Source organism: Duganella sp. LjRoot269 (genome assembly GCF_964254095.1).
In the GTDB taxonomy this organism is placed as follows: domain Bacteria; phylum Pseudomonadota; class Gammaproteobacteria; order Burkholderiales; family Burkholderiaceae_D; genus Rugamonas; species Rugamonas hordei.
Window position 1 is genome coordinate 2989165 of sequence record NZ_CAXUSL020000001.1, and the last position, 26745, is coordinate 3015909.

21 protein-coding genes, 3 tRNA genes and 3 pseudogenes are annotated in these 26745 nt (G+C 64.8%); 13 read left to right on the forward strand and 14 right to left on the reverse strand.

All coding sequences use genetic code 11. From position 1 onward, the window contains the following. Nucleotides 1-15: 15 nt before the first annotated feature. A complete protein-coding gene (locus ACSQ3S_RS13450) occupies nucleotides 16-1575 on the forward strand; it encodes a hypothetical protein (protein WP_176654042.1) in 1560 nt (519 codons plus the stop codon). 91 nt (nucleotides 1576-1666) lie between these two features. Here ACSQ3S_RS13450 and ACSQ3S_RS13455 read toward each other — a convergent pair whose 3' ends face one another. The 4 genes from ACSQ3S_RS13455 to ACSQ3S_RS13470 are packed head-to-tail and all read right to left on the reverse strand — an operon-like array spanning nucleotide 1667 to nucleotide 6249. Further along, nucleotides 1667-2812: an HlyD family secretion protein gene (locus ACSQ3S_RS13455; protein WP_436142675.1), complete on the reverse strand. Its 1146-nt coding sequence runs from the start codon at nucleotides 2810-2812 to the stop codon at nucleotides 1667-1669. Between the two features lie 13 nt (nucleotides 2813-2825). After that, on the reverse strand, nucleotides 2826-4265 hold the full coding sequence (locus tag ACSQ3S_RS13460) for an efflux transporter outer membrane subunit (RefSeq protein WP_436142676.1): 1440 nt from the start codon (nucleotides 4263-4265) through the stop codon (nucleotides 2826-2828). 11 nt (nucleotides 4266-4276) lie between these two features. Then, nucleotides 4277-5818 (reverse strand): MDR family MFS transporter, encoded by a 1542-nt coding sequence (locus tag ACSQ3S_RS13465; RefSeq protein WP_436142677.1) that lies wholly within the window; start codon nucleotides 5816-5818, stop codon nucleotides 4277-4279. Beyond that, nucleotides 5815-6249 carry a MarR family transcriptional regulator gene (locus ACSQ3S_RS13470; RefSeq protein WP_176655986.1) on the reverse strand — a complete coding sequence of 145 codons (435 nt, stop codon included), beginning with the start codon at nucleotides 6247-6249 and terminating at the stop codon, nucleotides 5815-5817. The genes ACSQ3S_RS13465 and ACSQ3S_RS13470 overlap by 4 nt, the downstream gene beginning before the upstream one ends. A gap of 109 nt (nucleotides 6250-6358) precedes the next feature. Between ACSQ3S_RS13470 and ACSQ3S_RS13475 the strand changes: the two genes are divergently transcribed. The 3 genes from ACSQ3S_RS13475 (at nucleotide 6359) to ACSQ3S_RS13485 (ending at nucleotide 9020) form a co-directional block, all read left to right on the forward strand. Next, the gene (locus ACSQ3S_RS13475; protein ID WP_353404919.1) at nucleotides 6359-7117 is read left to right on the forward strand and encodes a transporter; all 759 of its coding nucleotides are present in this window, start codon (nucleotides 6359-6361) and stop codon (nucleotides 7115-7117) included. A 98-nt stretch (nucleotides 7118-7215) separates the two neighbouring features. Next, entirely contained in the window at nucleotides 7216-7671 is a 456-nt protein-coding gene (locus ACSQ3S_RS13480) for a hypothetical protein (RefSeq protein WP_436142678.1), read from the forward strand. Between the two features lie 35 nt (nucleotides 7672-7706). Beyond that, complete coding sequence (locus ACSQ3S_RS13485; protein ID WP_436142679.1) at nucleotides 7707-9020, forward strand: NAD(P)/FAD-dependent oxidoreductase; 1314 nt, start codon at nucleotides 7707-7709, stop codon at nucleotides 9018-9020. Here the strand turns inward: ACSQ3S_RS13485 and ACSQ3S_RS13490 are convergent. After that, on the reverse strand, nucleotides 9007-9732 hold the full coding sequence (locus ACSQ3S_RS13490; protein ID WP_176655989.1) for a sensor histidine kinase: 726 nt from the start codon (nucleotides 9730-9732) through the stop codon (nucleotides 9007-9009). The genes ACSQ3S_RS13485 and ACSQ3S_RS13490 overlap by 14 nt on opposite strands. A gap of 78 nt (nucleotides 9733-9810) precedes the next feature. Continuing rightward, entirely contained in the window at nucleotides 9811-11433 is a 1623-nt protein-coding gene (locus ACSQ3S_RS13495) for a response regulator (RefSeq protein ID WP_176655990.1), read from the reverse strand. Between the two features lie 215 nt (nucleotides 11434-11648). Here ACSQ3S_RS13495 and ACSQ3S_RS13500 point away from each other — a divergent pair, with 215 nt between their 5' ends. After that, complete coding sequence (locus ACSQ3S_RS13500; RefSeq protein ID WP_176656014.1) at nucleotides 11649-12050, forward strand: hypothetical protein; 402 nt, start codon at nucleotides 11649-11651, stop codon at nucleotides 12048-12050. Nucleotides 12051-12099: 49 nt separating this feature from the next. Here ACSQ3S_RS13500 and ACSQ3S_RS13505 read toward each other — a convergent pair whose 3' ends face one another. The 3 genes from ACSQ3S_RS13505 to ACSQ3S_RS13515 all read right to left on the reverse strand — a co-directional run bounded on the left by ACSQ3S_RS13505 (nucleotide 12100) and on the right by ACSQ3S_RS13515 (nucleotide 16538). Continuing rightward, nucleotides 12100-13077, reverse strand: coding sequence for a diguanylate cyclase domain-containing protein (locus tag ACSQ3S_RS13505; RefSeq protein ID WP_436142680.1), 978 nt, complete (start codon nucleotides 13075-13077; stop codon nucleotides 12100-12102). A gap of 270 nt (nucleotides 13078-13347) precedes the next feature. Further along, a complete protein-coding gene (locus ACSQ3S_RS13510) occupies nucleotides 13348-15576 on the reverse strand; it encodes an ATP-binding protein (RefSeq protein ID WP_436142681.1) in 2229 nt (742 codons plus the stop codon). 134 nt (nucleotides 15577-15710) lie between these two features. Next, nucleotides 15711-16538, reverse strand: a complete 828-nt coding sequence (locus ACSQ3S_RS13515; protein WP_436142682.1) for a response regulator — start codon at nucleotides 16536-16538, stop codon at nucleotides 15711-15713. Nucleotides 16539-16801: 263 nt separating this feature from the next. On the opposite strand from ACSQ3S_RS13515, the gene ACSQ3S_RS13520 reads away from it, so the two are divergent. The 3 genes from ACSQ3S_RS13520 to ACSQ3S_RS13530 all read left to right on the forward strand — a co-directional run bounded on the left by ACSQ3S_RS13520 (nucleotide 16802) and on the right by ACSQ3S_RS13530 (nucleotide 17525). Next, nucleotides 16802-17044 carry a hypothetical protein gene (locus tag ACSQ3S_RS13520; protein WP_353404988.1) on the forward strand — a complete coding sequence of 81 codons (243 nt, stop codon included), beginning with the start codon at nucleotides 16802-16804 and terminating at the stop codon, nucleotides 17042-17044. Between the two features lie 190 nt (nucleotides 17045-17234). After that, nucleotides 17235-17311 (forward strand) — tRNA-Arg (locus ACSQ3S_RS13525). A gap of 137 nt (nucleotides 17312-17448) precedes the next feature. Continuing rightward, nucleotides 17449-17525 (forward strand) — tRNA-Arg (locus ACSQ3S_RS13530). A 60-nt stretch (nucleotides 17526-17585) separates the two neighbouring features. Here ACSQ3S_RS13530 and ACSQ3S_RS13535 read toward each other — a convergent pair. Continuing rightward, on the reverse strand, nucleotides 17586-17924 hold the full coding sequence (locus ACSQ3S_RS13535; protein WP_176655994.1) for a hypothetical protein: 339 nt from the start codon (nucleotides 17922-17924) through the stop codon (nucleotides 17586-17588). Between the two features lie 126 nt (nucleotides 17925-18050). Between ACSQ3S_RS13535 and ACSQ3S_RS13540 the strand changes: the two genes are divergently transcribed. The 4 genes from ACSQ3S_RS13540 (at nucleotide 18051) to ACSQ3S_RS13555 (ending at nucleotide 21441) form a co-directional block, all read left to right on the forward strand. Then, nucleotides 18051-18127, forward strand: a tRNA-Arg gene (locus ACSQ3S_RS13540). Continuing rightward, nucleotides 18100-18549, forward strand: coding sequence for a hypothetical protein (locus tag ACSQ3S_RS13545; RefSeq protein WP_413448980.1), 450 nt, complete (start codon nucleotides 18100-18102; stop codon nucleotides 18547-18549). Before ACSQ3S_RS13540 ends, ACSQ3S_RS13545 begins: the two co-directional genes overlap by 28 nt. 70 nt (nucleotides 18550-18619) lie before the next feature. Further along, nucleotides 18620-19765, forward strand: coding sequence for an alpha-hydroxy acid oxidase (locus tag ACSQ3S_RS13550; RefSeq protein WP_436142683.1), 1146 nt, complete (start codon nucleotides 18620-18622; stop codon nucleotides 19763-19765). Nucleotides 19766-19920: 155 nt separating this feature from the next. Beyond that, nucleotides 19921-21441 carry a diguanylate cyclase domain-containing protein gene (locus tag ACSQ3S_RS13555; protein WP_436142684.1) on the forward strand — a complete coding sequence of 507 codons (1521 nt, stop codon included), beginning with the start codon at nucleotides 19921-19923 and terminating at the stop codon, nucleotides 21439-21441. Here the strand turns inward: ACSQ3S_RS13555 and ACSQ3S_RS13560 are convergent. Both ACSQ3S_RS13560 and ACSQ3S_RS13565 read right to left on the reverse strand, forming a co-directional pair. Next, nucleotides 21442-21741: pseudogene (locus ACSQ3S_RS13560) on the reverse strand (NAD(P)-dependent oxidoreductase); the annotation flags it as partial. It lies immediately after the preceding gene. Nucleotides 21742-21853: 112 nt separating this feature from the next. Next, nucleotides 21854-22182, reverse strand: a pseudogene (locus ACSQ3S_RS13565) (helix-turn-helix domain-containing protein); the annotation flags it as partial. A 109-nt stretch (nucleotides 22183-22291) separates the two neighbouring features. Between ACSQ3S_RS13565 and ACSQ3S_RS13570 the strand changes: the two are divergent. Continuing rightward, entirely contained in the window at nucleotides 22292-23134 is an 843-nt protein-coding gene (locus ACSQ3S_RS13570; protein WP_436142685.1) for a sensor domain-containing diguanylate cyclase, read from the forward strand. Nucleotides 23135-23490: 356 nt separating this feature from the next. Here the strand turns inward: ACSQ3S_RS13570 and ACSQ3S_RS13575 are convergent. Together ACSQ3S_RS13575 and ACSQ3S_RS13580 are read right to left on the reverse strand one after the other, a co-directional pair. Beyond that, nucleotides 23491-23586 (reverse strand): annotated as a pseudogene (locus tag ACSQ3S_RS13575) (helix-turn-helix domain-containing protein); the annotation flags it as partial. A 78-nt stretch (nucleotides 23587-23664) separates the two neighbouring features. Further along, a complete protein-coding gene (locus ACSQ3S_RS13580; RefSeq protein ID WP_436142686.1) occupies nucleotides 23665-26601 on the reverse strand; it encodes a TIM-barrel domain-containing protein in 2937 nt (978 codons plus the stop codon). Nucleotides 26602-26745 lie beyond the last annotated feature (144 nt).

The window sequence follows — 26745 nt, forward strand, 5'->3', positions numbered from 1 at the left end:
TGAACTGGAGCAGGTGTGAACAGTCAGCACGGTACTCCGACAACAACCCACGCGGTCAGCGTCCGCTCGCTGGACGAGCATATGTCTTCGGACCAGAGCTTCAGCTCGGCCTACGCGCGCGCGGTCGGCGCCATCGCCGGCAAGGAGGGCAGCCTGACGCTGGCGCAGTTCGCCGCCGTCACCGACATCGCCGGCGACGGCAAGTCCTCGGCCGTCTTCACCGCGCTGGTGCTGAACGCCATCGAATCGGGCGTCGACGTCGACTGGGCCTTCAACGCGCTCAGCCGTAGCAGCGCCGGCATCGACCAGGCCGCGCGCGAAAACGCCCTCGGCATGACCATCCCGCTGCTGGCGCTGCACGGCGCCGACGCCCGCGCGCTGGCCCAGCGGCTGGCCAAGGCGCTGTCGGTGCGGCTGACGCCCGAACATCTGCATCTGCTGCCGCCGGCCGAAGAGCGCGGCATCCTGGCCAACCTGGGCGAGCAGGCGCGCCGGCTGGTGCGCGGCCGTTCGCTGGCCGACGCCGTGGCCGACTTCGGCCGCAATGCCGGCCAGCAGGCGCTGATCGAGCATGCGCGTCAGTTCCAGTCCGGCGACATCGATCATGGCCAGCTGCGCGAGCTGGTCGGCAGCACCACCTCGGCCATCGCGCATGATATTTCAGTCTACCTGGAGCAGGCGCACATGCTGTCGGTGGGCGAGGCCACGGCGGCCACGCTGGTCAACGCCGCCAACGACCTGAAGAACCAGGTGCTGCAGCGCCTGACCTTGGTCGACCAGCGCATCGCCCACGAGCGCCGCCTGCTGGTCGAGGAAATCGACGACGCCGTGCACGACGCCGGCAACGCCATCGAGCTGGCCATCACCGACCGGCTCAACACCGACCAATGGAAGGACGAGGATGTGTGGGCCAGCATGGGCCGCAACCAGTTCGGCCAGGAGATGGAGCGGCGGCTGGACCGCATCGTGCGCCGCAAGGAACAGGCGCTGCATCTGCTGCAGGAGGACCTGCGGCTGTTCCAGCAGGCGATGCGGCTGAATCAGTCGTCGGTATTCCAGCGGCAGCACCATTCGACCCTGGCCAAGCTGATGCCGCGCTTGCGGGTCGGCACGCGCATCGTCAACGGCGTCGACACGGCGGCCAGCGTCACCTTGATGAGCGGGGCGGTGGTGGCGGCCGGCACCGGCACGGCGGCCTATCTGATCGGCGCGGCGGTGGTGTTGCCGGTGGTGGCGCCGGTGGCGCCGTTTGTCGGCGGCGCGGTGCTGCTGGCGGGCGCGTTCAAGTGGTTCACCGACAGCGGCAAGCGCAAGCGCACTGAAATCCGCGACAAGCGCGCCGCCTTCGAAGACGAGCTGCGCAAGCAGCTGCAGGCGGCCGAGCACAGCTTCAACACGCAACTGGACATGGTGGCGCAAGGCTTCCACGACTCGGCGCTGCAGTTGCTGACGCCGTTGTTGCTGGAAGCCGAAGCGGCCGGCCGCGTGCCCGGCATGCGCCAGCGCATCGCCGACCGCGTCATCACGCAGGCGCAGGCGGCGATCCGCCAACTGGACGCCGAGCTGCAAAAATAATCCGGGGTCAGATCCGACATTTGGACACGAGCTCTACCGTTGCAGCCGCAACGGTAGAGCTCGTGTCCAAATGTCGGATCTGACCCCGGGTTTAATTGCGGGCGATGATGGCGTCGGCGGCGGTGGCGGCTTGCTGCAGCGGCTGGGCCAGCGCCTGCGTGGTGTAGACCGGTGCCTGCGGCATTGGCGCACCGAGCACCGGGCCGTCGGTCTTGCTGATGTCGACCGTCACCGTGGTCGACAGGCCGATGCGCAGCGGATGCGCGGCCAGCTCCTGCGGGTCAAGCGCGATCCGCACCGGCAGCCGCTGCACCACCTTGATCCAGTTGCCGCTGGCGTTCTGCGCCGGCAGCAGCGAGAACGCGCTGCCCGTGCCTGCCGACAGCCCCACCACCTTGCCATGGAATTCGACTTTGCTGCCGTACATGTCGGCCTCGATCCTGGCCGGCTGGCCGACGCGGATGTTGCGCAGCTCCGATTCCTTGAAGTTGGCGTCCACCCACAACTGGTCCAGCGGCACGATCGACAGCAGCGAGGTGCCCGGCGTCGCCCTTGCGCCGATCTGCACGCTGCGCTTGGCCACGTAGCCCGACACCAGCGCCACGATGGTGTTGCGGCGCGCCGCCAGCCACGCCTGCTGGTAGTCGGCCCTGGCCGCCAGCACCGAAGGATGCTGCGCCACCGCCACGCCGGCCACGCCGGCCTTCGCGGCGTCGGCCTGCTTGACCGCCACCGCGATCGCGGCGCGGGCGTTGTCCACCGCCTGCCGCGCATGCTCGACTTCCTCGCCCGACACCGTGTGGTCGGCCGCCAGCGGCTTGCGGCGCGCCAGGTCGTCCTCGGCTTCCTTCAGCTGCAGCTTGCGCTGCGCGACCGTGGCGTCGTACTGGGCGACGTCGGCGTAGCGCTGGCGCTGCTGACGCACGGCGGCGCCGAGGCGGGCCTCGGCCTGGCTCAGAGCGACGTCGGCGTCGGCCGAGTCCAGCTTGATCAGCGTGGCGCCGGCCTGCACCATCTGCGTTTCGTCGGCGCGGATCTCGGCCACGTTGCCGGTGACCTGCGACGACAGGTTGACCAGGTTGCCGCCGACGTAGGCGTTGTCGGTCTGCTGTTCCCTGGACAGCACGATCTTGTAGTAGGCGGCGTAGGCGATGCCGGCGGCGATGAACAGCAGCGTGATGCCGGCCAGGACGGTCTTGCGTTTCTTGTCGTTCGGTTTGGTGATGTCGGTGCTCATGGTTTCATCCTTGTTATTTGGAAGCCGTCGCCAGCGGCGCTTCTTCGTGATAGCCGCCGCCCAGCGCGTTGGTCAGCGCCACTTCGGCCAGCAGCTGCACCTGCTGCAGATAGAGGTCGGCGTCCCGCTGGCGCAGTAGCGCCAGTTGCGCATTGAGCACGCTGCCGCGGTCGGCCAGGCCGTGGTCGAGCCGCGCCTGCGCCGACGCCATCTGCGCCCGCGCCAGGCCGGTGGCCTGCGTCTGCTGCGCGATCTGCTGTTCGATGCCTTGCAGCTGCACGCCGTCCTGCGCCACGTCGCGCACGGCATCGATCACCGCCTGGTTGTATTCGGCGATGCGTTCGTTGCGGCTGGTGCGGGCGCTGTCGAGCTGCGCATCGAGGCGCCGGCTGTCGAACAGCGGCAGCGTCAGCGTCGGGCCGATGTACAGCGTGCGGCTGGCCGCCTGCAGCAGGTTTTCCAGCTTGACGGTATCGAGGCCGATCGATCCGGTCAGGTTCACGTCAGGATAAAAGGCCGCCTTGGCCGCGTCGATCCGGCTCAGCGAGGCCTCCAGTTTCCAGCGCGCTGCCTGCAGGTCGGGCCGGCGCGCCAGCAGCTCGATGCCGAGGCGGGCGGGCAGGGCGTGCGGCGTGGCATTCAGCGGCTGCGGCTTGAGGTCGGCCAGCGCGCTGCTGTCGGCGCCGACCAGCGCGCGCAGGGCCTCGCGTTCGCGGCCGATGTCGGCCCGCAGTTCCGCCTGCCGCTTGCGGATCAGGTTCAGTTCCAGCTCGGCGCCGCGCCGCTCGTCGGCGTTGGCCAGGCCGCGCGCGATGCGTTTGGCCTTGTCCTGCGCCAGCGCGGTTTGCGCGGTCGCCAGCTGTTCGGTGTTGGCCAGGCGCGCCCACGCTCCCTGCAGGCGGAAGTAGCTTTGCGCGACGGCCGCCGCCAGCGCCTGTTCGGCCTGGGCATAGGCGGCGCGGCCGGCCGTCAGCTCGCCGACGGCGGCGGCGACCTGCGCGCGGTTCTTGCCCCACCAGTCGAAGTTGTAGCGCGCGTCCAGGCGCAGCGTTTCGGCGGTGAACCAGGTGCCGCCGATCGGCGCCGGGAACAGGCCGGTGCCGGAATAGCGCTGGCGGTTGGCGTTGGCATAGGCGCTGATGTCGACGCCGACGTCGGCCGCCGTGCGTTGCAGCGCCGAGCTGGCGCTGCCGATCTGCGCGGCGGCCACTTCCAGCGTCGGGCCGCTGGCCAGCGCCTGCTTGATCAGCGCGTTCAACTGCTCGTCGTGGTAGGCGGTCCACCATTGCGCCTGCGGCCAGCCTTCGCGCGCCAGCTTGATGCCGGACGCCAGTTCGGCGCCGGCGATGTCGCGCCGGGCCAGCGGGTGCAGGTCCGGCGTGACATGGGCGCAGCCGGCCATCGCCAGCAGCATGGCCAGCAGCGGGGCGGTTTTCTTTAGTTGGGTTTTCATCGTTTTCATCATCAGTCCATGGCGGCGTGGTCGACGGCGGGTGCGGCGTGTTTGGCCGGCGGGCGTATCAGCAGCAACAGCGGGATCACGCACAGCGTCAAGATCATCATCAGCCAGAAATCGTCGACATACGAAATCATCGAGGCCTGGCGGGTGATCTCGCCGTTCAGCGCGGCCGCCGCTTCCGGCGTGGCGAGGTTGTCCAGCAGCGACGGGTTGACGGTGGTGATCTTCTCGGCCAGCGTGGCGTGCATGGTCTGCGTGTTGCGCACCAGCAGCGTCTGCACCAGCGCGATGCCGATCGAGCTGCCGATATTGCGTATCAGGCTGTAGATGGCCGTGCCTTCGGCGCGCATCTCCGGCGACAGGGTGGCGAAGGTGGCGGCGCTCAGCGGCACGAACACCAGCCCCAGTCCCAGGCCCTGGATCACGCCCGGCCAGACGATGTCGCTTTGCGACAGCACCAGCGTGTAGCGCGTCATCTGCCACAGCGAGAAGGCGGTGATGGCGAAGCCCAGGCCGAGCAGCAGCCGCAGGTCGAACTTGCCGACCAGCCGGCCCACCACCATCATCGCGATCATGGTGCCGATGCCGCTCGGCGCCGTGACCAGGCCGGCGACGGCGGCCGGATAGCCCATCAGGCTTTGCAGCATCGACGGCGTCAGCGCGCGGGTGGCGAACAGCACCAGGCCGACGATGAAGATGAACAGCAGGCCGCTGACGTAGTTGGCGTTCTTCAGCAGCCGGTAGTCGAAGAAGGACTGGCCGGCCGGCCGCAGCGCGGTGTGGGCGACGAAATACGCAAAGCTCAGCGCCAGCACCACCGCCTCGATCCAGGTTTCGGTGGCGGCGAACCAGTCGTTCTGCTCGCCGCGGTCCAGCAGCATCTGCAGCGCGCCGATGGCCAAGCTGAGCGTGACGAAGCCGAAGGCGTCAAAGCTCATCTTGCGGGCGCCCGGCACCGGGCGGATGTAGCGCCAGATGCCGTAGAACGCCATCGCGCCGACCGGCACGTTGATGAAGAACACCCAGCGCCAGTTGTAGCTGTCGGTCAGCCAGCCGCCCAGGGTGGGGCCGAGGATGGGGCCGATCATCACGCCCATGCCCCATACGGCCATGGCCGAGCCGTGTTTTTCGCGCGGGTTGATGTCGAGCAGCGTGGCCTGCGACAGCGGCACCAGCGCGGCGCCGAACACGCCCTGCAGCAGCCGCGCGGCGACGATTTCGGCCAGCGATCCGGACAGGCCGCACAGCACCGAGGCCACGGTGAAACCGGCCACCGCCGTGAGGAAGATGTTCTTCTGGCCGTAGCGGTCGCACAGCCAGCCGGTCAGCGGGGTGGCGATGGCGGCGGCCACGATGAAGGAGGTCAGCACCCAGGTGATCTGGTCCTGCGAGGCCGACAGGCTGCCCTGCATGTGCGGCAGCGCGACGTTGGCGATGGTGCCGTCCAGCGCCTGGATGATGGTCGCCAGCATGATCGAGATGGTGATCATGCGGCGGTTGATCGGCGGCTGCTGCTGCGGCCCGGCGGCGGTCACTGCGTCGCTCATGCGCAGGACTCGATGTCGGTCTGCATCGATTCGAGGAACTCGGTGACGACGCGCAGGATTTCCGGATCGGCCTTGCCGAGCATTTCATTGCGCACGACTTCCGCCTCGGATTTCACGGTGGCATAGAGGCGCCAGCCTTCGTCGGTCAGGCTGAGCAGCTTGACGCGGCGGTCCGTCGCCGACGGCGTGCGCAGCATGTAACCGGCCTTGACCAGACGGTCGATGGTGGCGACCATGGTCGGATCCTCGACGCCGACGCGCGCGGCCAGCCGGGTCTGCGACGGCGGCTCCTTTTCCTTGGCGGTCAGGGCGATCGCCATCCAGCTGGACTGGCTGATGCCCAGGTGCTTGAGGCGGCGGTCGATCGCCAGGCGCCAGGCGCGGGCGGTGCCGTGCAGCGCGGAGGAGAAACGCTCTTCGATAGAAGACATACTATTCACCTGCTAATCGTTAGGTATCGAACTATTATCTTAGCATAGGTACTTTCTCCTCGCCAAGGGACGTGCTACGCTGAATGCCATCTCCCTCTCAAGGACCGCTATGAAAATGCCTGTTTCCGCCGCCGCGCTGTGCCTGTTGCCGCTGTTTTGCCTGGCGCAGGAGGGGCCGCCGGTCACGCCTTACCGGCCGTCGGTGTCGAGCCCGGCGCAATTGCCGGCGGCCGGCCAGCTGGAGCTGGAGCTTGGCGGGCTGAGCAGCAAATCCGACGATGGCCGCCGCAACAGCCTGCCGTACGCGCTCAAGCTGGGCTTCAACCAGCAGTGGGGCGTGGTGCTGGTGGGCGAGGGCTATGTGTCGGCGCCGGACGGCGACGGCGGCCGCGCGCACGGCATCGGCGATACGCAGTTCGTGCTCAAGCGCGCCTTCATCCTCGGCGAGGACAGCGCGCTGGGCCTGGAACTGGGCGCCAAGGCGCCGACCGCCAGGGACAGCATCGGCAGCGGCCGCGCCGACTACAGCCTGAACGGCATCTACAGCCAGGACATCGGCAGCGTGCACATGGACGCCAACCTGAACGGCACCCGCCTGGGCAGCTACGAGCCGGGCAGCGGACGCGTGCAGACCGGCCTGTCGGCCTCGTTCTCGACGCCGGTCAACGAGCAGTGGGGCGCGACCGGCGAACTGTCCGGCACCCGCCGCAGCGGCGCGGCCAGCACGGCGCAGGTGCTGTTTGCCGTCTCGTACAGTCCCAGCAAGCGGCTGACCCTGGACGCCGGGTTTGCGCACGGATTGAACCACGCGTCGCCGGATTGGTCTTTCTTTAGCGGCGTGGTGTTGCCGCTAGCTCAACTATGGTGACAACTATGTGCGCTGGCGTACGGATAATGAAAGCTGAGCCTGATATTATTGCGAATGAGTAACACCGCTCAGCCATTCATATAAGAAAAGAGGCAAATATGAAAGCCAAGATCATCGCCATCAGTCTGCTGGTATTGTCCGGCAGCGCCTTCGCCCAGAACGTGGGCGTCTCCATTAACGTCGGCCAGCCCGGTTTCTACGGCCGTCTCGATATCGGCGATTTTCCGCAGCCGCAAGTGATCTATCGCGAGCCGATATTGGTCGAGCGTCCGGTCCGCTATGTCGAGACCGCGCCTATCTACCTGCGCGTGCCGCCAGGCCACATCAAGCACTGGTCCAAGCATTGCGGCGCCTACAACGCCTGCGGCCAGCGCGTGTACTTCGTCCAGGACGGCTGGTACAACAACCAATACGCGCCGCGCTACCGCGAACGTCATGGCGACGGCTACCGTGAAGGTTACCGCGACGGCCACCATGAAGACCGCCGCGACGATCGACGCGATGACCGCGACGACCACGACAACGGCAAGGGCCACGGCCACAACAAGGACTGACAACGCGGCGCCGGCCGCCGCCACAGGAGCAGCGTTTGCATAGCAAAATCGTGATCGTGGGCGGCGGGGCGGGCGGGCTGGAGCTTGCCTGCAAGCTGGGCCGCAAGCTGGGCGCCCAAGCGGTGACCCTGGTCGACAGCCGCCTGTTCCATATCTGGAAGCCGTCGCTGCACGAGGTGGCGGCCGGCACGCTGGACGTGCACCAGGAAGGCCTGTCCTACCAGATGCTGGCGCACGACAATGGCTTCACCTTTGTCTACGGACCGCTGCTCGCGCTCGACGCGGCGCAGCGGCGGCTGACCGTCGGCGCCATCTACAGCGGCGACAGCGCCGACCATGCGCGGCGCGAAGAAGTGCTGCCGGAGCGGCAGGTCGGCTTCGACTCGCTGGTGCTGGCGGTCGGCAGCACCTCCAACTATTTCGGCGTGCCCGGCGCGGCCGAACATACCATTTCACTCAACGCCACCGAGGACGCCGAGCGCTTCCGCCTGACCTTGCTCAAGCTGCTGACGCAGGCCGAGCTGCAGAAGGACACGCGGCCCGAGGCCGGCGTCGACATCGTCATCATCGGCGGCGGCGCCACCGGCGTCGAGCTGGCGGCGGAACTGCGCGAGGCCAGCGGCGTGTACGCCACCTATGGCTTCCGCCGGCTGCAGGCCGAGCGCGACGTGCGCATCACCTTGCTCGAAGGGGCGCCGCGCATCCTGGCGCCGCTGCCGGAAAAGGTGTCGTCGGCCGCGCTGGAGTTGCTGCGGCAGCGCGCCGTCAAGGTGGTGACCGGCACCCGCGTGACGGCGATCGCCGCCGACGCCGTCACCGCCGGCGAGGTCGTCTATCCGGCGCAGATCGTGGTTTGGGCTGCCGGCATCAAGGCCCCGGATTTCCTCAAGGCGCTGGGGCTGCCGACGGTGAAATCGGGCCAGGTCGAGGTCGGCGGCAACCTGGCCGTCGCCGGCTGCGACCATATTTTCGCGCTGGGCGATTGCGCCGCGTGCACCGGCCCGGACGGCAAGCTGGTGCCGCCGCGCGCGCAAGCGGCGCATCAGCAGGCCGATTACCTGTTCGACACCTTCATGCGGCAACACGCGGGCAAGCCGCCGCCGGCCCGGCCCTATGTGTACCGCGACTACGGCTCGCTGGTGTCGTTCGGCCAGACCACGTCGGTGGGCAGCCTGATGGGATCGCTGAAGGGATTGAGCTGGTTTGTCGACGGCTTTGTCGCGCGGATGATGTATGTCAGCCTGCACCTGCTGCACCACCGCGCGGTGCTGGGCACGGTGCGCACCGGTGTGCTGGCGCTGGCGCGCTTCCTGATCAAGCGCAGCACGCCGCTGGTCAAGCTACACTAGTCTGCTTCGGCAGGATCATGGTCAGGGTCACGCCGCGCTCGGCGCCGCTGGCCAGGGTCAGCGTGCCGCCCAGGTAGGCGGCGCGTTCGCGCGCCATGCGCAGGCCGAACTTGCCGGACACCTGGCCCAGCACGGCCGCCACCGGGCCGGGCAGGCCGATGCCGTTATCCTTTACCGTCAGCATGACCTCGTCCTCGTTGTCGTCGACGATGACGTCCACCTCGCTGGCCTGCGCGTGCGCGGCGATGTTGCGCAGCGCTTCTTCCAGCGTGTGCAGCAGCACGATGCCGTGGCTGCGCGGGCACTGCAGTTCGTCCTCCGGCAGGCTGCAGCGCGCGGCCAGCTGGTGCTGCTCGCCGAACTGCGCGACCAGCTCGCCCAGCGCCACGCGCACGCCGAGGAATTCCAGCTTGTCGTTCCACAGCTTGAGCTGCATCTGGCGGTTGGTTTCGACGATCTGCAACAGCAGCTTCTTCATGTGGGCCGCGCGGTCCTGCAGCGCCGGCTCCTGCGGCATCTTCTGCATCAGCAGGCCCAGGTGCATGGTCAGCGCGGTCAGCGACGAGCCCAGGCTGTCGTGCAGCTGGCGCGACAGCGAGCGGCGTTCATTGTCCCAGCACGTGTGGAGATGGCCGAGCAGGTCGCTCAGGTCGGCGCTGCGCAGGGCGTCCTGCTGGTCGGGATGCTGTTCTTGTTGTGCCGGTAAGGACATGGTTTTCTCTTCGTGGACGGACTTTTTATGGAGCGATCATACCCGAGCTTTGCCGGACGTGGCGCACTGGCCGGGCCGCTAGCGGACCGGCGCCGGCATGCGGCTGCCGATCACTTCCATCAGCTGGTCGATGTCCACCGGCTTGACCAGGTGGCGGTCGAAGCCGGCTTCCATGACGCGCCGCAAATCCTCGGCCTGGCCGTAGCCGGTGAGCGCGATCAGCCGCATGTGGCGGGTGGCCGGATCGGCGCGCAGGCGGCGCGCCACCTCGTAGCCGTCGATGCCGGGCAGGCCGATATCGACCAGCGCCAGTTCCGGCAGGAAGCGGCCGGCGGCCTCCAGCCCCTGCAGGCCGTCGGCCGCCGCCTGCACCTCGTAGCCGTAGCAGCTCAGCATCATGGTCATCATTTCGCGGCCGTCGTCGTTGTCTTCGATCAGCAGCACGCTGGGCTTGGCCAGCTCGCCCTGGCTGTCGCCGCTGGGCGCCGGCGCCGGCGCCGGCTGGTGCTCGATGCGCGGCAGGCGCAGCGTGAAGGTGCTGCCGCCGCCCGGACCCTTGCTTTCGGCGACCACGGCGCCGCCGTGCAGTTCGGCCAGCCGCCGCACCAGCGACAGTCCAATGCCGAGCCCGCCTTGCGAGCGGTCCAGCGTGCTGGAGCCCTGCACGAACACGTCGAACACGTGCGGCAGCAGGTCGGCCGCGATGCCGACGCCGGTGTCGCGCACGCTCAACACCACGTCGTCGTTTTCGGTCCAGGTGCGCACCTCGATGCGGCCGCCCGGCGGCGTGTACTTGAGCGCATTGTCGAGCAGGTTGCTGGTGATCTGCTCGAGCCGCGTGGCGTCGCCGCTGACCCAGCCCGGGTCCAGGTCCGGCACCAGCTGGAAGTCGGCGCTGCGGCCGGTGGCGCGGTAGGTGTCCAGCGCCGTCGCCACCAGCGCGGCCAGGTCCACCGGCGTGCGGTTGAGCAGGATCTTGCCGGACATCGCGCGCGACAGGTCCAGCAGGTCGTCGACGATGCGGCCCAGGTGGTGGCTCTGGCGCTGGATGATCTTCTTGGCGCGGATCACGCCCTCGGCGCTGACGCCGGGCAGGCCGATCAGCGAGGCGGCGCTGCTGATCGCGCTCAGCGGATTGCGCAGCTCGTGGCCCAGCATGGCCAGGAATTCGTCCTTGGCGTGGTTTTGCCGCTCGGCCGACTGCCGGTCCTCGATCTCGCGCGTCAGGCGCACGTTGGTGGCGGTCAGCTCGGTGGTGCGCTGGCTCAGCTGGCGTGCCTGCTTCTTCAACTCTTCGTTCTTCATCGCCAGCGCGACAAACACGGCGATCTTGGCGTACAGGATCTGCGGGATCACCGGCGTGAACAGGAAATCGACGGCGCCGCGCTGGTAAGCCTTCAGCCGGTCGAGCTCGTCGGCCAGGAAGGCGGTGATGAAGATGATGGGGATGTCGGCCGAGCGGGCGCGCTGGTGGATCGCCTCGGCCGTTTCGAAACCGTCCATGCCGGGCATGTTGACGTCGAGCAGGATCACGGCGAAGTCGTGCATCAGCACCTGGCGCAGCGCTTCCTGGCCGGAGCGGGCCGCCAGCACTTCGTAGGATTCCTGCTCAGCCCACTGGGCAAGCAAACTGGTCAGCGCAAACAGGCTGTTCGCATCGTCGTTGACTACCAGGATTTTTGGTTTTTCTATTTTAGGCACAGGGGTCTCTGCACGACACTGAACGGAACAAAATCCGCGGCCTGATAGCTGCCTGGGAAGCATGGTTGGGGGTGCTCGACGATCATAGCAATTGCATATATGAATGTCAAAAACCACGGGTCAATCGAACGCTACCGCGCCAGTGTTCGATCCCGCACAGACTCGTTGTCGCCTGCCTGCCACATTGGGACATCCCCTCACTGAAAGGAATCATGATGAATATCGATACTGTCGTAGACAAGGAATATCTGGGCCTGAGTTTCCGCGCGCTGGCCGACGCCCCCGTCAGCGCCTTGCGCGGCATCAGCGCCAAGGACGCCAAGGCGCTGGCGCAGGCCTTCAACGTGCACTCGGTGCGCGAGCTGGCCAACCTGGAATTCGTCAAGTGGGCGGCCGCCATCACCACGCTGGCCGAACACGAGCAGGCCACGCCGGAAGAGCAGGCCAAGGAAACGCTGATCGACGGCGGCTTGGAAATGACGTTCCCGGCCAGCGATCCGGTGTCGGTCGATTCCGGCGTGACGCGCATCGAAGTGGCGCCGGAAATGGTCGATGCGCATGACGATCACCAACACGCGGGCAAGATGGAAAGCGATGTCGAGGAGGCGGCGCACTAAGCCGCAGCAAGCAGCGAGCCGGCGGCGCCGGCCGGTCCCGCCCCGCGCCTCAGGCCGGGGCGGGCGACATCGTGTGGCGGCGCGCCGGCGCGCCCTGCAGCGATTGCGCGCTGCAGCTGCGGTTCTTGCCGGAGCGCTTGGCTTCGTACAGCGCGGCGTCCGCGGCGGCGATGACCGAGGCCACTTCGCCGGCGTCGTCCGGATAGATGCCGATGCCGATGCTGGTCGACAGCCGCAAGGTCAGGCCGTTGATCACATATGGTTCGGAAACCGCCTCGATCAGCTTGGCGGCCGGCTCCTGGGTGTCGCCCAGGTGGCCGATATTGCCCATGACGATGACGAACTCATCGCCGCCTACGCGCGAGACGGTGTCTTCCTTGCGGGCGCAACCGACCAGGCGCTGCGCCACCATTTTCAGGATTTCGTCGCCGGTGGCGTGGCCGTGCGTATCGTTGATGGTCTTGAAGCCGTCCAGGTCCAGGTACATCACGGCCGCCTTGTTCTGCTGGCGGGTGGCGTGCTGCAGCACGGTGGCGATGCGGTCTTCCAGCAGGCGGCGGTTGGGCAGGCCGGTCAGTGGATCATGCAGCGCCAGTTCCTGCTGCTGCCGGCTGTATTGCGCCAGTTCCTTGTACAGCAGACGCACTTCCAGCATGTTGTGGATGCGCTTGTGCACTTCCAGCAGGTCGAAGGGCTTGCTGATGAAGTCGCGGGCGCCCGCTTCCAGCGCGGCGATCTTGAAGCTTGGCTGCGCCGTCAGCGCCAGCACAGGCAGGTAGCCGCCCTGTTCGATTTCCTTCAAGCCCTTCATCACCTGGAAGCCGTTCAGGCCGGGCATCTGCAAGTCCAGCAGGATCAGGTCGTAGCAGTGCTGGCGGTGCAGCGGACACACCTGTTCCGGCAGCATGGTCGAGCTGACGTCGGTATAGCCGGCCTCGCGCAGGATTTCCAACATCAATTCGACGTTGTCGGCGCTGTCATCCACCACCAGGATCTTGGCGCGCAGGATTTCGTCTCGGCTCGGCATAAGGTTCTCTGTCTGTCCCAAAATCGGCATATGGCCGAAAAAATTATCTTAAATCCATCATAGCGCATGCGTATGTGCTGCGGCGCACACAAGTGTGGTTAATTTCCACATGGAAATAATTGTACGCGCTTTTTGATGTTTTTGTAGTGTAGCAAGCGAAGCTCACATTGCTTGTAGGACATTACCGCGTCTGCAAGTAGGAGTGACATGGGCCGCTTGTGGCAAGAATATTCACAACTCTTGACAGTCAGGCAGTGTCGCGCGGCCTCCTCAGGCGTGGCGGGGGGCGGCCCCCATCGCGGCCACCTTGGCGATCAGTTCGTTCGGCTCGACCGGCTTGGAAATATGCGCCAGGAAGCCGCTGGACAGCGCCTTGATCCGGTCTTCCGAGCGGGCGAAGGCGGTCAGCGCGATGGCCGGCAGGTCGCCGCCGCGCGACGGCCCCATCGCGCGGATGCGGTCCAGCAGGCCGTAGCCGTCCACTTCCGGCATGCCGAGGTCGCTGACCATCAGGTCCGGCCGCGCATGCTGCAGCAAGCTCAGCGCCTCGGTGGCGGTGGCAGCCGTCAGCACGTCGGCGTTACAGTCGTTGAGAATGCGCTTGATCAGCTCGCGGGCGTCATCCTCGTTGTCCACCACCAGCACTTGCAGGCCGGACAAATCATGCGCTGCAGCACGCCGCTGGCGACCGTCGTCGCCGGCTGCGGCCAGCGGTTCGTCCAAGCCGCTGCGCCGCGGCAGCCGCACGGTGAAGCAGGCGCCGCGGCCCTCGCCGTCGCTGGCGGCGGTGACGGTGCCGCCGTGCTGTTCGGTCAGGTGTTTGACGATGGACAGTCCCAGCCCCAGCCCGCCGTGCTTGCGGGTGGTGGTGGCGTCGGCCTGGCGGAAGCGCTCGAACACGTGGGCCAGGAAGGACGGCGCGATGCCGACCCCGCTGTCGCGCACCGAGATGGCGATCTGCTCGCCTTCGCGGCGGATGGCGACGGTGATGTTGCCGCCCGGCGGCGTGAACTTGAGCGCGTTGGTCAGCAGGTTCCAGATGATCTGCTGCAGCCGGCTGGCGTCGCCGGCCACCATGCCGGGCATCGGCTCGAACTGCCGGTGGATGGCGATCTGCTTGGCCCCGGCGGCCGGGCGCACGGTGTCGATGGCGGCGGCGACGATGGCGGCCGGCGCCAAGGTCAGCATTTCCAGCCGCACCTTGCCGGAGGCGATGCTGCTCATGTCGAGCAGGTCCTCGATCAGCTGGGCCTGCATGCGGGCGTTACGCTCGATGGTCTGCAGGCCGCGGTGCAGGTCGGCCTGGTCGCGGCTGCCGCGCCGCAGCACCTGGGCCCAGCCGAGGATGGCCGTCAGCGGCGTGCGCAGCTCGTGCGACAGCGTGGCCAGGAACTCGTCCTTCATCTGGCTGTTGCGTTCGGCCTCGGCGCGCGCCTGGCGTTCGCTGTCGAGCAGGATCTTGCGTTCCTCGGCCGCCTGCTGCGAGGCTTCGTACAGGCGCGCGTTGTCGATCGCCACGGCGGCCTGGGCGGCGATGCCGCCGATGATGCGCTCGGTGCGTTCGCTGAACATGTGCGGTTCGGGGTGGCCGAAGAACAGGTAGCCGATCACCACGCCCGAGCGCAGCGCCACCGGCACCGCCAGGTAGCTGCGCACCGGCGGCTGGGCCGGCGGCACGCCGTGGCAGGGGTGGTCTGCGCCGTAGCGGGGATCGGCCTGCAGGTCGTCGCTGCGGATGGTGCCGCGGCCGCACTGCTCGGGAACGAAATGCTTCGAGTCGCGCGGCAGGCCGAAGCGGGCATAGGCGGCCGGCGTGCCGCTGGCCAGCGTATGCAGCATCAGCGCCTTGCCGTGGGCGTCGACGCCATGATAGAAGAAGGCGCCGAAGCGCGCGCCGCTGATGCTGGTGGCGGCGTCGGTCACTTCTTGCAGCAGCGGATGCAGGTCGCGCGTGGCGGCCAGCGCGCTGCCGATGCGGTTGACCAGCTCGAGCACGGCGGTTTCGTCGCGCAGCGCCTCCTGCACGCGCTTGACCTGGTCGACGTCGGTGCTGGTGCCGAACCAGCGCAGCACCCGGCCGTTGCTGTCGTGGACCGGGTTGGCGCGCGTCAGGAACCAGCGGAATTCGCCGTCGGCGTTGCGGATCGGCACCTCGAGCTCAAACGGTTCGCCGCTTTCGCGCGACTGCGCCCAGCGCTGTTCCATCGCGTCCAGGCAGTCGGGGGCGTAGACCTGGCGCCAGCCGTCGCCGGCCATCTGCTGCGGCGTGGTGCCGGTGTAGTCGTACCAGCGCTGGTTGTACCAGGCCATGGTGCCGTTCCGTTCGGCGATCCAGGCCAGCTGCGGCATCGAGTTGGCGAGCGCGCGCAGTTCCCGCTGGTTTTGGCGCAGCGCCTCGCGCGCGCTCATGTTGCGCGTGGTCGCTGGGCTGGTGAGCTCGACGTCGTCCGACGGGGTTGCGGGCGTGACGGCATCGGTAGGCTCAGTTGGAAGGATCATGTATGGTTCAGGCTTGCTGCGATGCCGGTTGGCGCCGGATGGCGGCCGCGGGCTCGCCGGGCTAACGCTTGACGTTTAACGGTGTCTTCATTGTAGTCCTAACCAAAGCCGTGGCACCGCACGGTTGGCGGCGTTCAGGCGGGGCCGGTGTCCATGCGGCCGGCGATCTGCGCCAGCGCCGCTTGCAGCTGTTCGATGTCGTAGGGTTTTTGCAGCGACTGAGCGGGAAACTCCAGGTGGCGCGTCAGTTCGTCGCCGTAGCCGGAGGCGAACAGCAATTGCAGAGTCGGCGCCTGCCTGAGCGCCTGGCGGGCCAGCTCGACGCCCGACATGCCGGGCAGGCTGACGTCGGTGAACAGCACGTCGAACGGCTGGCCGGCCAGTTCCGGCAGCGCGTCCTCGCCGGTGGCCGCGGCCTGCACCTCGTGGCCCAGCGCGCGCAGCGTTTCGCACACCAGGTAGCGGGCGTCGGCGTTGTCCTCGACCACCAGGATGCGCAGCGGGCGCGCGCCCTCGGGCGCCGGCGCGCCCTGGGCCGGGTTCAGCGCGCACAGCACGCCGGCCACCTGGCCGTGTTCGTTGCGGATCGGGGTGTAGTACAGGTCGAGCAGTTGCTGGGCGACGCCGTCGTTGCGCCACACCGGCAGGCTGACGCCGCGATAGCTGGCGCCGGCGCCGCTCCAGGCCTGGCGGATCGCCGCGCCGTTCCAGCTCCACGCCGCCGGCTGGATCGACGGCACGCCGCCGCCGGGCGCGCGCAGGCTCGACAGTCCGATCAGCGCGGAATAGGCGTCGTTGTACACCATGATTTGTTCGGGGCCCCACATCAGCAGCATGGCCAGCGGGGAATTGAGCAGGATGTCGACCGTCAGCCGCAACGACGGCGGCCAGCCGGCGGGATCGCCAAGGGCGGAGCGCGACCAGTCCGGGGAGGGCGGCGCGACGGAATCGGATGCATGCATGCTGGCGACCTGTCTGTTTTCTGTCTTATGGAAGGCAAAGCTGACCGCATCGTACACCAAAAAAAAAGCCCGCTACAGGAGCGGGCTAAATCTATTTCCTTGGAGGAGAATAGAGGAGACAGCTCAATAATGCTGCAATGCGCAAACGAATGCAAATTTTTTCTGATGATGATCGAGATCACTGGCATGAATGAAGCCTCTGCGGAGCGGGCTTGCACCGCACAATGGCGCTACACTGATAGAGGAGCGGCGCGGAGCCGCGCATGGCGGAGGCTGGCATGGCGACGGTGGTCAGGCACAGGAAAGTGAATATCGTGGTGCTCGAACGCAGCGAGCAGATCGCCGGCCATTGCCGCCGGGGCGATATCGCCATCGTCACCGACAGCGACGGCTGGTGGGTCAAGTTCGTCGGCGAGGGCGGGCAGGTCGACTGTTATGGCGATCCGTATCCGTCGTACAACGAGGCGCTGTGGTCGGCCAAGGCGGCGGCCGAGTTCGGCACCTGACAGAGAGTGCTGGACAAGCTGCGGTAGTGTCCCTATAATGCTGCTTCTTTCGAACGGCATGCCGCTTGAAGGAGATGCAGCAAAGCAGTTTGTAAAGTGGTTGATTCGGCGTATCGTGCGCTTGACCAACTAAACGATAGAAAATATCAAACTTTGCAAAACGAAATTAATGCTTTATAATGTTGCTTGCGCGGCTGTAGCTCAGCTGGATAGAGTACTTGGCTACGAACCAAGGGGTCGTGGGTTCGATTCCTGCCAGCCGCACCAAAAATTCGTAAGTGGAAGGGCCCGGAGAGTGATCTCCGGGCCCTTTTGCTTTAAGTGTAAGCTCCTGAAACGGATTGCAAAATTTCTTTCTGGAATGCTTCGCCAAACAAGAAAACGCTGTTATAATCTTGTTTTTCGCGGCTGTAGCTCAGCTGGATAGAGTACTTGGCTACGAACCAAGGGGTCGTGGGTTCGATTCCTGCCAGCCGCACCAAAATTCGTAAGACGAAGGGCCTGAAGAGAAATCTTCGGGCCCTTTTTCTTTACGCGGAGCTTATCGCGGCGGCGCCGGCTGGGCGTAGACGATGATGGGCGCCGGAGTCTTGGGCGCGTAATTGGACAACATGAACGACATCGCCGCGATCGTGAGCGCCGAACTGCCGATGCAGGTGGCGGCCACCCATTTGATCATTTCGCTCTGCGTGCGGTGAAAGTTGGCCTCCAGTTGTGCGGACTGGGCTGCATAATCGGCCCGTAGCGATTGTGCAGTCGATTGCAGTGTTTGTTCCAACGTCCTGAGCTGCGCCTCATTTTCCCGCACAACGCCCTCTAGTCTGGCGGCGGTTGCCTCCAGCTTGGCGTCGATATAATCCTTGTCGGTGGTCGCACTCATAGGAAGCATGATCGTCCCGCTTATTTTGCCGGTCAATCGGATTTCTCAACATGCCGGCCAAATATGTGAGATTTCGCGCCGGTATGCTTCTTGATTTGAGTTTCCCCTGTTATAATGTTGCCTTAAGCGGCTGTAGCTCAGCTGGATAGAGTACTTGGCTACGAACCAAGGGGTCGTGGGTTCGATTCCTGCCAGCCGCACCAAAATTCGTAAGACGAAGGGCCTGAAGAGTAATCTTCAGGCCCTTTTTCTTTGTTCGCCGGGTCTTATCTTTGCGCCACATCCTGAGCGGTTTGTTCTTGCCGGCGTAAGCTGCCCTGATCGCGCCCGGATGGCGCTGCTTGACTTGGAGGACATCATGGCAAATGATGAACGTATCGAGGTGCGCGTCTCGCTGCTGGAGTATCAAATGGAAACGGTGGTGGATATCGTCAAGGAAATCCGTGCCAATTACGTGACCAGGGAATATCTGGACCAACGTCTGTCGCACTATGCGACCAAGGCGGACGTTGAAAAGATCGTGCAAAGCAGCCGCAATTGGCTGATCGGCGTCGTATTGTCGGCCAGCGCGCTACAGTTTGCCGTCAATTTCGCCATGCTGCAAATTTACCTCCACAATCGCTGAAGTACATTCCTATTGGCATTTCCGCCGAAATGCCCGATGATTTGCCGATCATCGTTACGGAGGAGTGTGCATGACCATCATCACCACCATTGAAGACCTGCGCGTGCTGGCCCAGAAGCGCGTGCCGCGCATGTTCTACGATTATGCTGATGCAGGCTCGTGGACCGAATCCACCTATCGCGCCAACGTCGACGATTTCCAGACCATCAAATTCCGCCAGCGCGTGGCCGTCAACCTGGAAAACCGCACACTGAAAAGCACCATGGTCGGCCAGGACGTGGCCATGCCCGTGGCCCTGGCGCCGACCGGACTGACCGGCATGCAGCACGCCGACGGCGAAATCCTCGCGGCCAAGGCGGCCGAAAAATTCGGCGTGCCGTTCACGCTGTCGACCATGAGCATCTGCTCGATCGAAGACATCGCCGCCAACACCAGCAAGCCGTTCTGGTTCCAGTTGTACGTGATGAAGGACCGCGAGTTCATCAACCGCCTGATCGACCGCGCCAAGGCCGCGCGCTGCTCGGCGCTGGTGCTGACGCTGGACCTGCAGGTGCTGGGCCAGCGCCACAAGGATCTGCGCAACGGCCTGTCGGCGCCGCCGAAGCTGACCATCCCGAACATCGTCAACATGGCCACCAAGCCGCGCTGGGTGCTGGGCATGCTGGGCACCAAACGGCGCGGCTTCGGCAACATCGTCGGCCACGCCAGTTCGGTGTCGGACATGTCGTCGCTGTCGGCGTGGACCAGCCAGCAGTTCGACCTGAGCCTGTCGTGGAAGGACGTCGAGTGGATCAAGCAGCGCTGGGGCGGTAAGCTGATCATCAAGGGCATCATGGATGCGGAAGATGCGCGCCTCGCCGTGGAAAGCGGTGCCGACGCGCTGATCGTCTCCAACCACGGCGGCCGCCAGCTGGACGGCGCGCAGTCGTCGATCGGCGCGCTGCCGGCCATCGCCGACGCGGTCGGCAAGCAGATCGAGGTGCACATGGACGGCGGCGTCCGCTCCGGCCAGGACGTGATCAAGGCGCTGGCGCTGGGCGCGAAAGGCGTCTACATCGGCCGTCCGTTCCTGTACGGCCTGGGGGCGATGGGCGAGCAGGGCGTCAGCAAGTGCCTGGACATCATCCGCAACGAGCTCGATCTGACGATGGCCTTCTGCGGCCTGCGCGATGTGACCAAGGTCGATAAAAACATCCTGCTGCCGGGGAGCTTTTGATGGCATGACGGCGTGCAGTCCGTAATCCGGGGAACATGAGAAAAGTTCATGTATGGCAATAAACTATTTGTTGTAGAATCTAAACACATTCTCTTGCACATAGTTGCCTTGCTTCGATGAAGTTATCTCATCCGCCATCGATCAGGTCCAGGCTGATGTTGTTGGTCGCAGCCTGCATTTTCCCCGCCTTCCTGCTCGCCGGCATTCTTATCTCCTACGATTACCAACTTACGCGGGAAAACTTTATTCGCAGCGCCATGGCCACCGCGCGCGCGAACGCGATGGAGGTCGACAAGGAGTTCGCCATCGTCGAGTCCTCCTTGTTCGCGCTGTCGACGTCGCCGAGCTTCATGGCCCACGATCTGGCAGCACTCCATGCGCAGGCCAGCGAGCTGTCAATCAAGCAAAATATGTTCAACGTGGTGCTTGAGGACGCCGAGGGACGGCAGGTAATGAACACCGTGATGCCCACAGGACAAGCACTGCCACCGGAACCGGACCAGCTTGCACTGAAGGCTTTGCGCGAGAACAGGGCGACCTATATCTCCAACCTGTTCACCGGCCGCCTTTCCGGGCGGCAGATCGTCTCGATCGGCATTCCTGTGCAGCGCGGCGGCGGGTTGAACGTGTTGTCCGGCACGGTGACGGTTGAACGTTTCGGCGAAATCCTGCAGCATCAAAATTATCCCGAGCACTGGGTCACCAGTATTTTGGACAGAAGCGGAAAAATCGTTGCACGTTCGGCCGATATGCAGCGATATGTGGGGGCCTCGGCGATTCCCGACGTATTGCAGCGCATGCGCGAACAGCCTGAAGGTTCGTTTGAAACGGCCACCCTGGATGGCAAACCTATCCTTGCCGTGCTGGCGCGCGCGCAATACTCGGGCTGGACAGTGGCTATCGGCATCCCCTTGCAGGTGTTGAGGACCCAGACCGTCGGCAAGCTGTGGCTGCTGGTGCTGGCTACCATCGTCACACTGGGCGCCGGCCTGGTCTTCGCGTGGATAATCGGCACCAAAATTCGCCGGGCCATGAAAGGCTTGATCCCGCCTGCGTTGGCGCTGGGATCCGGGGGGGAAGTCAAGTCCGCCAATTATGGCCTGCGCGAGGCCAACGAGGTCGGCCTGGCATTGGCCAAGGCATCGGACATGCTGCATGCGGCGACCCATCAAGCTCATCACGATGCGCTGACCGGCATCGCCAATCGCGTCATGCTGCATGCCTTCCTGGACCGGCAACTCGCCGCGTGCGAGCGTACGGGAGCGTCCCTTGGCCTGCTGTACCTTGATCTCGACGGCTTCAAGCAGATCAACGATACGCACGGCCACGCAGCCGGCGATGAATTGTTGCGCCAGGCGGCCAGCCGCTTGAGCTCGCATATTCGCAAGGCTGACATGGCGGCGCGCATGGGCGGCGATGAATTTGCCGTCGTGCTGGTTAATAGCGGCGGCGCCGAAACGGAGAAGGTGGTTGCGATGCTCGAGGCCGTGATGGAGCAGCCATACGACATCGGCGGGCTTTCCCTGATAGCCGCCGCCAGCATCGGCAGCGCCATTTACCCCCGTGGCGGGTCGACCAGCGAGTTGCTGCTCGCTATGGCGGATCAATCGATGTACGAGCACAAGTCGCGCCGGAAAAAATCGCCGTTGCCCGGACAATCGGACGCATCCGGATAATCAGGCGACCACATTCCTGGGCGCACCCGCCACCCACGCCTCGATATTGTCAATCAGCTGATCGGCCAGCACCTGCATCGCCTGCGAGCTGGCCCAGCCCGAGTGCGGCGTGAACAGGAAATTCGGCAGGCGCAGGTTGAGCAGCACGTTGTCGGCCGGCGGTGGTTCCTGCGTCCGCACGTCGAAGCCGGCGCCGGCGATCACGCCCGCGCGCAGCGCGTCGGCCAGCGCGGTTTCGTCGACCAGCTCGCCGCGCGCGGTGTTGATCAGCAGCGCGCTGCGCTTCATGCGGATCAACTCTTTCGGGGGAGTGGACCCCGAAGCGTGGTTGTAGATGGCGTAGAACTGACCAAGGTGGATTGAGAGTCTGGGGTGTTCGTTTGCTCGCCGAATTGACCCGGTCAGTTTGACCCGCCCGCCATACCCTCGCAAACGCTGCGACCCTATCGTAAGACCCTTCAAACCCCAATTTCTTCAGGCCTCATGGATCTGCTTTAGCGTGCGTCGTTGCTTGCGCGACTTTGCAGCTTCGGCCTTCAGCATCCCCGATAGCTGGAATGCGTATTTGTCGATCGCGCTTGGCGTTCGCCGATCTGCGTAGGAAGGCTCGGTCATTTCCGAGCGCAGGTAGCGTCGGACGGTATTGCGAGAGATACCCAATCGCCTAGCGATCTCTCTCAGGGGAACCCGGTCACGAATGTGCCAGCGTCTAATAATTCCAAGTAGTGCCACGTCGATCACTCCCTTCCCCTACTCATCATCATAAGTAGGATTGTGGTCTAAACGTGGGTCAGATTCAGATGCAAATTACGCGGTAAAGTGGGTCGGTTTTCGATGCAAATCAACAGACATGCTGTGCATCGCCACGACCAGCGGACATTTTCATCGAATCAATCAGGCATTCGAGCGTACGCTCGGGTATGCGCAAGGTGAATTGTTATCGCGAAGCTTCTTTGAATTGGTGCATCCCGACGACGTTGAAAAGACCCAGCAAGAAGTGCAAAAGCTGCGGACGGGCATCGACACCATCAGCTTTGACAATCGCTACCGACACAAGAATGGCGAATATCGCTGGTTAAACTGGACCACACCGGCACCGGCCTCTGGATCGCACTTCCTCTATGCCGTTGCGCGGGATATCACTGTGCAGCGTCAACGCGATGAGCGTACGCTGTTTTTAGCATCGCATGATGACCTGACCGGCTTGGCCAATCGCTGGCGCTTTAACGAAGAACTGGAAGCGAACTTCGCCAGGCTGAAGCGCGATACGAGCAGAACGTTCGCGGTGCTGGTGCTGGATCTGGATAAGTTCAAGCCCATCAATGACGCCCATGGTCATCAGGCTGGCGATCTCGTGTTGCGAACGATCGGCGACCGTCTCCGCGCGATCAAAAGAGAAACCGATATTCTATGTCGCTTGGGCGGCGACGAATTTGCGTTGCTTGCGCCCGATGCCGAGGTGGGCGAAGCTCACTTGATCGCCGAACGAATGCGCGTGGAAGTACTGCGCCCGATCGACATAGGCGACGTCGAGGTGACCGTTGATGTCAGTATCGGCGTCGCCATGGCCACGAAACATTCCGGAGACGCGAAGGATTTTCTCAAAATGGCCGATGACGCCATGTATATGAACAAACGCAGCAAGGCAGAGAGTGGCGTAGCGGCGAACGCCGGTACGAATGACAAACCCTGAAAATGGTAGGGTTGGGCTGCGCCCGCGCGCGTCGGCGATGAGCCGTCAGCGTCATCACGGCAGATATTGGCGGGGAATTAAGCTGGACGACCGGCAAGGGGTAAGCTCTTGTTTGTTCGTTTGCTGGCCGGATTGCCCCTCTCAGTTTGACCTGCCCTCCAGGTCCTCGCGAACGCCGCGCCCCTGTCGTAAGACCGCTCGAACCCCAATTCTTTTAGGTCCTCGTGGATCTGTTTCAGCGTGCGCCGCTGCTTGCGCGACTTCGCCGCCTCGGTCTTGAGGAGGGCGGAAAGTTGGAACGCGTATTTATCGATGGCGCGGGTCGAGCGCCGCTCAGCGTAGGCTGGCTCTATGGTTTACGAGCGCAGGTAACGTCGGACGGTGTTTCTGGAGATGCCCAAGCGCCTGGCTATCTCTCTCAATGGGATCTGCTCGCGAATGTGCCAGCCAAGCGGTGCGCGAAGGGCGCGTAGCTTGCCTTGGACCTGCTCGTTTCAAGGCCGTAGCGGACCGGCTACACTGCCGCGCGCTCAGAACCTCACCGATACCGGCTTGCCGGTATAGGTGACCGACTTGGCGGCGTTGGCCGGTTCGATCGCGGTCGCGTTGGCCGGGCCGACAAGCACGATGTTAAGTTTGCGTGTCTTGACCAGGCCAGGGTAGGCGCCTTTGCGGGCGCCGACCGTCAGCGATCTGGTGGCGTCGTTCCAGGTCAGGTCGTAGGTCGCGTATCGGCCCTTCTCGTAGTCGTAGGTTTCGTTGTCGTCCTCGTAGACGGTGAATTTGCCGTCGGCGCCTGGATAGACGCGGATCTCGTACGGCGCGTCGGGCCGCTCGGTCGCGTACTGCACAACCGGCCCCATCGGCACGATGGCGCCGGCGCGCACGTACAGCGGGAAGACATCGAGCGGCACGTCCTTGGCCACCGTCTTGCCGCCGGTGAAACGCTCGTGCGTCCAGAAGTCGTACCAGTCGGCGCCGGCGGGCAGGTAGGTTTGCATCGTGGTGTCCGGCTTGCCGGTATCCTTCGCCGCGCTGGTCAGTTGCGACGGCGTGCGCCACGCCAGCCGCAGATTGCGGTCGGCGGCGCCCTGGAAATACTCCAGCTTGACCGGCACGCTTTGCCCCTGTTTCAGCGTGACTTTGGTGCCGGCGTAGCGCTTGCCGCCGGTCTTCCAGTCGTCGACGGCCAGCTTGCCGTCGATAAACAGGCGGTAGCCGTCGTCGCCTTCGACACCCAGCTCGTATTCGCCATCCTCAGGCGCCACGATCGCGCCGCTCCAACGCGCGGAGAAATTGTCCAGGCTCGTGAGTCCTCCCGGAATGTCCGCCAGCGGCGGGCCCGGCCACTGGAAGTCGATGGTGGCGTCGACGGTCTTGCCCTTGGGCGTTTCGAAACCGGTGCCTTCGAAGTACTGGCCGGCCAGTCCCGGCTTGCCGTCGGGCGTGCGCAGCGTGCTCGCCGGGATGGTGATGGCCGGCGGCGGCTGGAAACGGTACATCTGGCGCGTGACCGGATGGACCAGGAACGACGGTCCGAACTGGAAGGCGTCGTTGATGTCGCGGACGGCCCGGTCGTCCGGGAAATCCATCGGCAGCGCGCGCATCATCGTGTAGCCGTCGTGGGTGACCTTCCAGCCCAGGCTATAGATGTAGGGCAGCAGACGGTAGCGCAGGTGCACGGCGTCGCGCAGCGCCTTGTACATCTCGGGATCGGACTGCTTGAAAAGGTAGGGCTCGCGCTGGACGTCGGTGCCGTGGATGCGCATCAGCGGATTGAAGGCCGCGTATTGCAGCCAGCGCGCGTACAGTTCGCGATACGAGGGGTTCTTTTCGCCGCCCGGGAAATCGCTGCCGATGAAGAAGCCGGCCGTGTCCTGGGTCCAGTACGGGTTGCCGGTGATGGTGACGTTGACGCCGCCGTTGATCTGTTCGAGCAAGGTTTTCCAGCTGGCGCGGGTGTCGCCGGACCACGAGGTGGCCGCCGTCCTTTGCGCGCCGGCCCAGGCCGAGCGCGTCAAGGTCAGCACGCGCTGGTTGCTGGTGGCCCGTTGCCCGTCATACGTGCCCTGGGTGGTCATCAGCGTATAGGGATTGAGGTAGCGGGTGAAGTCGCCCAGCGCGTTGGCGCCGAGCCCCTTGATGTCGCGCTCGTTGTCGGCGGCGCTGTGGGCCGCCGTGCTGACTTCCACCTCGGTGCCGTCCATCCACAGCGCGTCCACGCCCACGTCGAGTAGGCCCTTCTTGACGTGCTTGAAGTAGATCTTGCGCCCCTCCGGGCTGTAGGCATCGTAGATGCGCGCCTTCTTGGAGATCCAGTGCAGCGGTTCGAAGCGCAGGCCCTTCTGGTCGAGCTCCTTGGCCAGCGCCGTGTCGTTGCCGATCGATGGCCAGATCGACACCATCAGCTTGAGGTTCAGGTCATGGATGGCCTTGGTCATGCCCTTGGGATCGGGATAACGCTCGGGGTTCCAGGTCATGCCGCTCCAGCTGCCGTCCTGGTCGCTGCCCCAGTACTGCCAGTCCTGCACGATGTAGTCGAGCGGGAACTGCTCCTTGCGGAAGGTTTGCGCCACCTCGACCAGGCGGGCCTGCGTCTCGTAGCGTTCCTTGCTCATGAATAGACCGAAGGCCTGTTTGGCATACATCGGCGCCGCGCCGGTCAGGTCGCGGTAGCCGGCCACGACCTCGTCCAACGTGGTGCCGCCCATGAAGTAGTAGTCGACGCCGCCCGGCGCGCTTTCCGCCCACAGCGAGGCGCCCTCGGGCGTGTCCTTGAAGCGCATCTTCGAGTAGGTGTCCCATAGGATGCCGTATCGCTCCGACGACACCATGACCGGGATGACGATGCCGATATTGGTCTGCACCAGCAGTAGATTCTTGTTGCGGCGATTGAGTTCGCCTTCGCCCAGGAAGCCGAAGCCGTAGATGCCTTCATCGGGCTTGAGCGTGAAAGTGTTCTCGGCCTCGTAGGTCGGCGCGCCGGACACCTCGATCTTTTTCAGGGTCTGCGGCGCGGCCTGGCTCTCCCGCGTATAGACCTTGCCATTGGCGTCCTTGAAGGTCAGGGCGCCGGACGATTTGTCGATGACGATGTGAAGTTGTTTGCCGAGCAGCGTCAGCGTGTCGGCGTCGTCGCGCGTGGTGAAGGCCACGGCGGCGGGCTTGCCCGTCACGACGATGCTCGGATGCCGCCAGAAATTGGCGCCTAGCGTGGTGTTCACGCGGACCGTCGCGGGGCCATAAAAGATCACGTTCTTGGTCACGCCGCCCACGCGGACTTGCACGCCATGCTCAATCGGCGAGTATGAAAACGAAGCGGCGGTGGACGAGGCGGCCGCGACCGGCATCAGGTGTCCGTTTGCGTCGAGGCCGGCGGGTGCGGCGGGTGATTTTGCGTCGGCGTTTGCGCCAGCGGCGAGAATGGCCAGCAGCGCGAATGCCGAGAGCGCGGTATTTTTTTCCATTTGTGTCCCCGAGTCGGTGCATGAGTCAGGCTCTTGTAAAACGGCCTGGATAAGGCGGGACGTTATCAGAGTACCTCGATCATTACCAATTCAAATTCCCACGTTTTTGATAACGAATTTGATATCGCTCGGTGTGGCAACCGA

What these genes read in the sequence shown, in the direction of transcription:
- ACSQ3S_RS13535 (WP_176655994.1), bottom strand. Translation starts at nt 17,924, where the DNA reads ATGAGTGCGACCACCGACAAGGATTATATCGACGCCAAGCTGGAGGCA.
- ACSQ3S_RS13520 (WP_353404988.1), top strand. Translation starts at nt 16,802, where the DNA reads ATGGCGGAGGCTGGCATGGCGACGGTGGTCAGGCACAGGAAAGTGAAT.
- ACSQ3S_RS13475 (WP_353404919.1), top strand. Translation starts at nt 6,359, where the DNA reads ATGAAAATGCCTGTTTCCGCCGCCGCGCTGTGCCTGTTGCCGCTGTTT.
- ACSQ3S_RS13510 (WP_436142681.1), bottom strand. Translation starts at nt 15,576, where the DNA reads ATGATCCTTCCAACTGAGCCTACCGATGCCGTCACGCCCGCAACCCCG.
- ACSQ3S_RS13480 (WP_436142678.1), top strand. Translation starts at nt 7,216, where the DNA reads ATGAAAGCCAAGATCATCGCCATCAGTCTGCTGGTATTGTCCGGCAGC.
- ACSQ3S_RS13460 (WP_436142676.1), bottom strand. Translation starts at nt 4,265, where the DNA reads ATGAAAACCCAACTAAAGAAAACCGCCCCGCTGCTGGCCATGCTGCTG.
- ACSQ3S_RS13555 (WP_436142684.1), top strand. Translation starts at nt 19,921, where the DNA reads ATGTTGTTGGTCGCAGCCTGCATTTTCCCCGCCTTCCTGCTCGCCGGC.
- ACSQ3S_RS13470 (WP_176655986.1), bottom strand. Translation starts at nt 6,249, where the DNA reads ATGTCTTCTATCGAAGAGCGTTTCTCCTCCGCGCTGCACGGCACCGCC.
- ACSQ3S_RS13500 (WP_176656014.1), top strand. Translation starts at nt 11,649, where the DNA reads ATGAATATCGATACTGTCGTAGACAAGGAATATCTGGGCCTGAGTTTC.
- ACSQ3S_RS13490 (WP_176655989.1), bottom strand. Translation starts at nt 9,732, where the DNA reads ATGTCCTTACCGGCACAACAAGAACAGCATCCCGACCAGCAGGACGCC.
- ACSQ3S_RS13465 (WP_436142677.1), bottom strand. Translation starts at nt 5,818, where the DNA reads ATGAGCGACGCAGTGACCGCCGCCGGGCCGCAGCAGCAGCCGCCGATC.
- ACSQ3S_RS13580 (WP_436142686.1), bottom strand. Translation starts at nt 26,601, where the DNA reads ATGGAAAAAAATACCGCGCTCTCGGCATTCGCGCTGCTGGCCATTCTC.
- ACSQ3S_RS13515 (WP_436142682.1), bottom strand. Translation starts at nt 16,538, where the DNA reads ATGCATGCATCCGATTCCGTCGCGCCGCCCTCCCCGGACTGGTCGCGC.
- ACSQ3S_RS13570 (WP_436142685.1), top strand. Translation starts at nt 22,292, where the DNA reads ATGCTGTGCATCGCCACGACCAGCGGACATTTTCATCGAATCAATCAG.
- ACSQ3S_RS13455 (WP_436142675.1), bottom strand. Translation starts at nt 2,812, where the DNA reads ATGAGCACCGACATCACCAAACCGAACGACAAGAAACGCAAGACCGTC.
- ACSQ3S_RS13505 (WP_436142680.1), bottom strand. Translation starts at nt 13,077, where the DNA reads ATGCCGAGCCGAGACGAAATCCTGCGCGCCAAGATCCTGGTGGTGGAT.
- ACSQ3S_RS13550 (WP_436142683.1), top strand. Translation starts at nt 18,620, where the DNA reads ATGACCATCATCACCACCATTGAAGACCTGCGCGTGCTGGCCCAGAAG.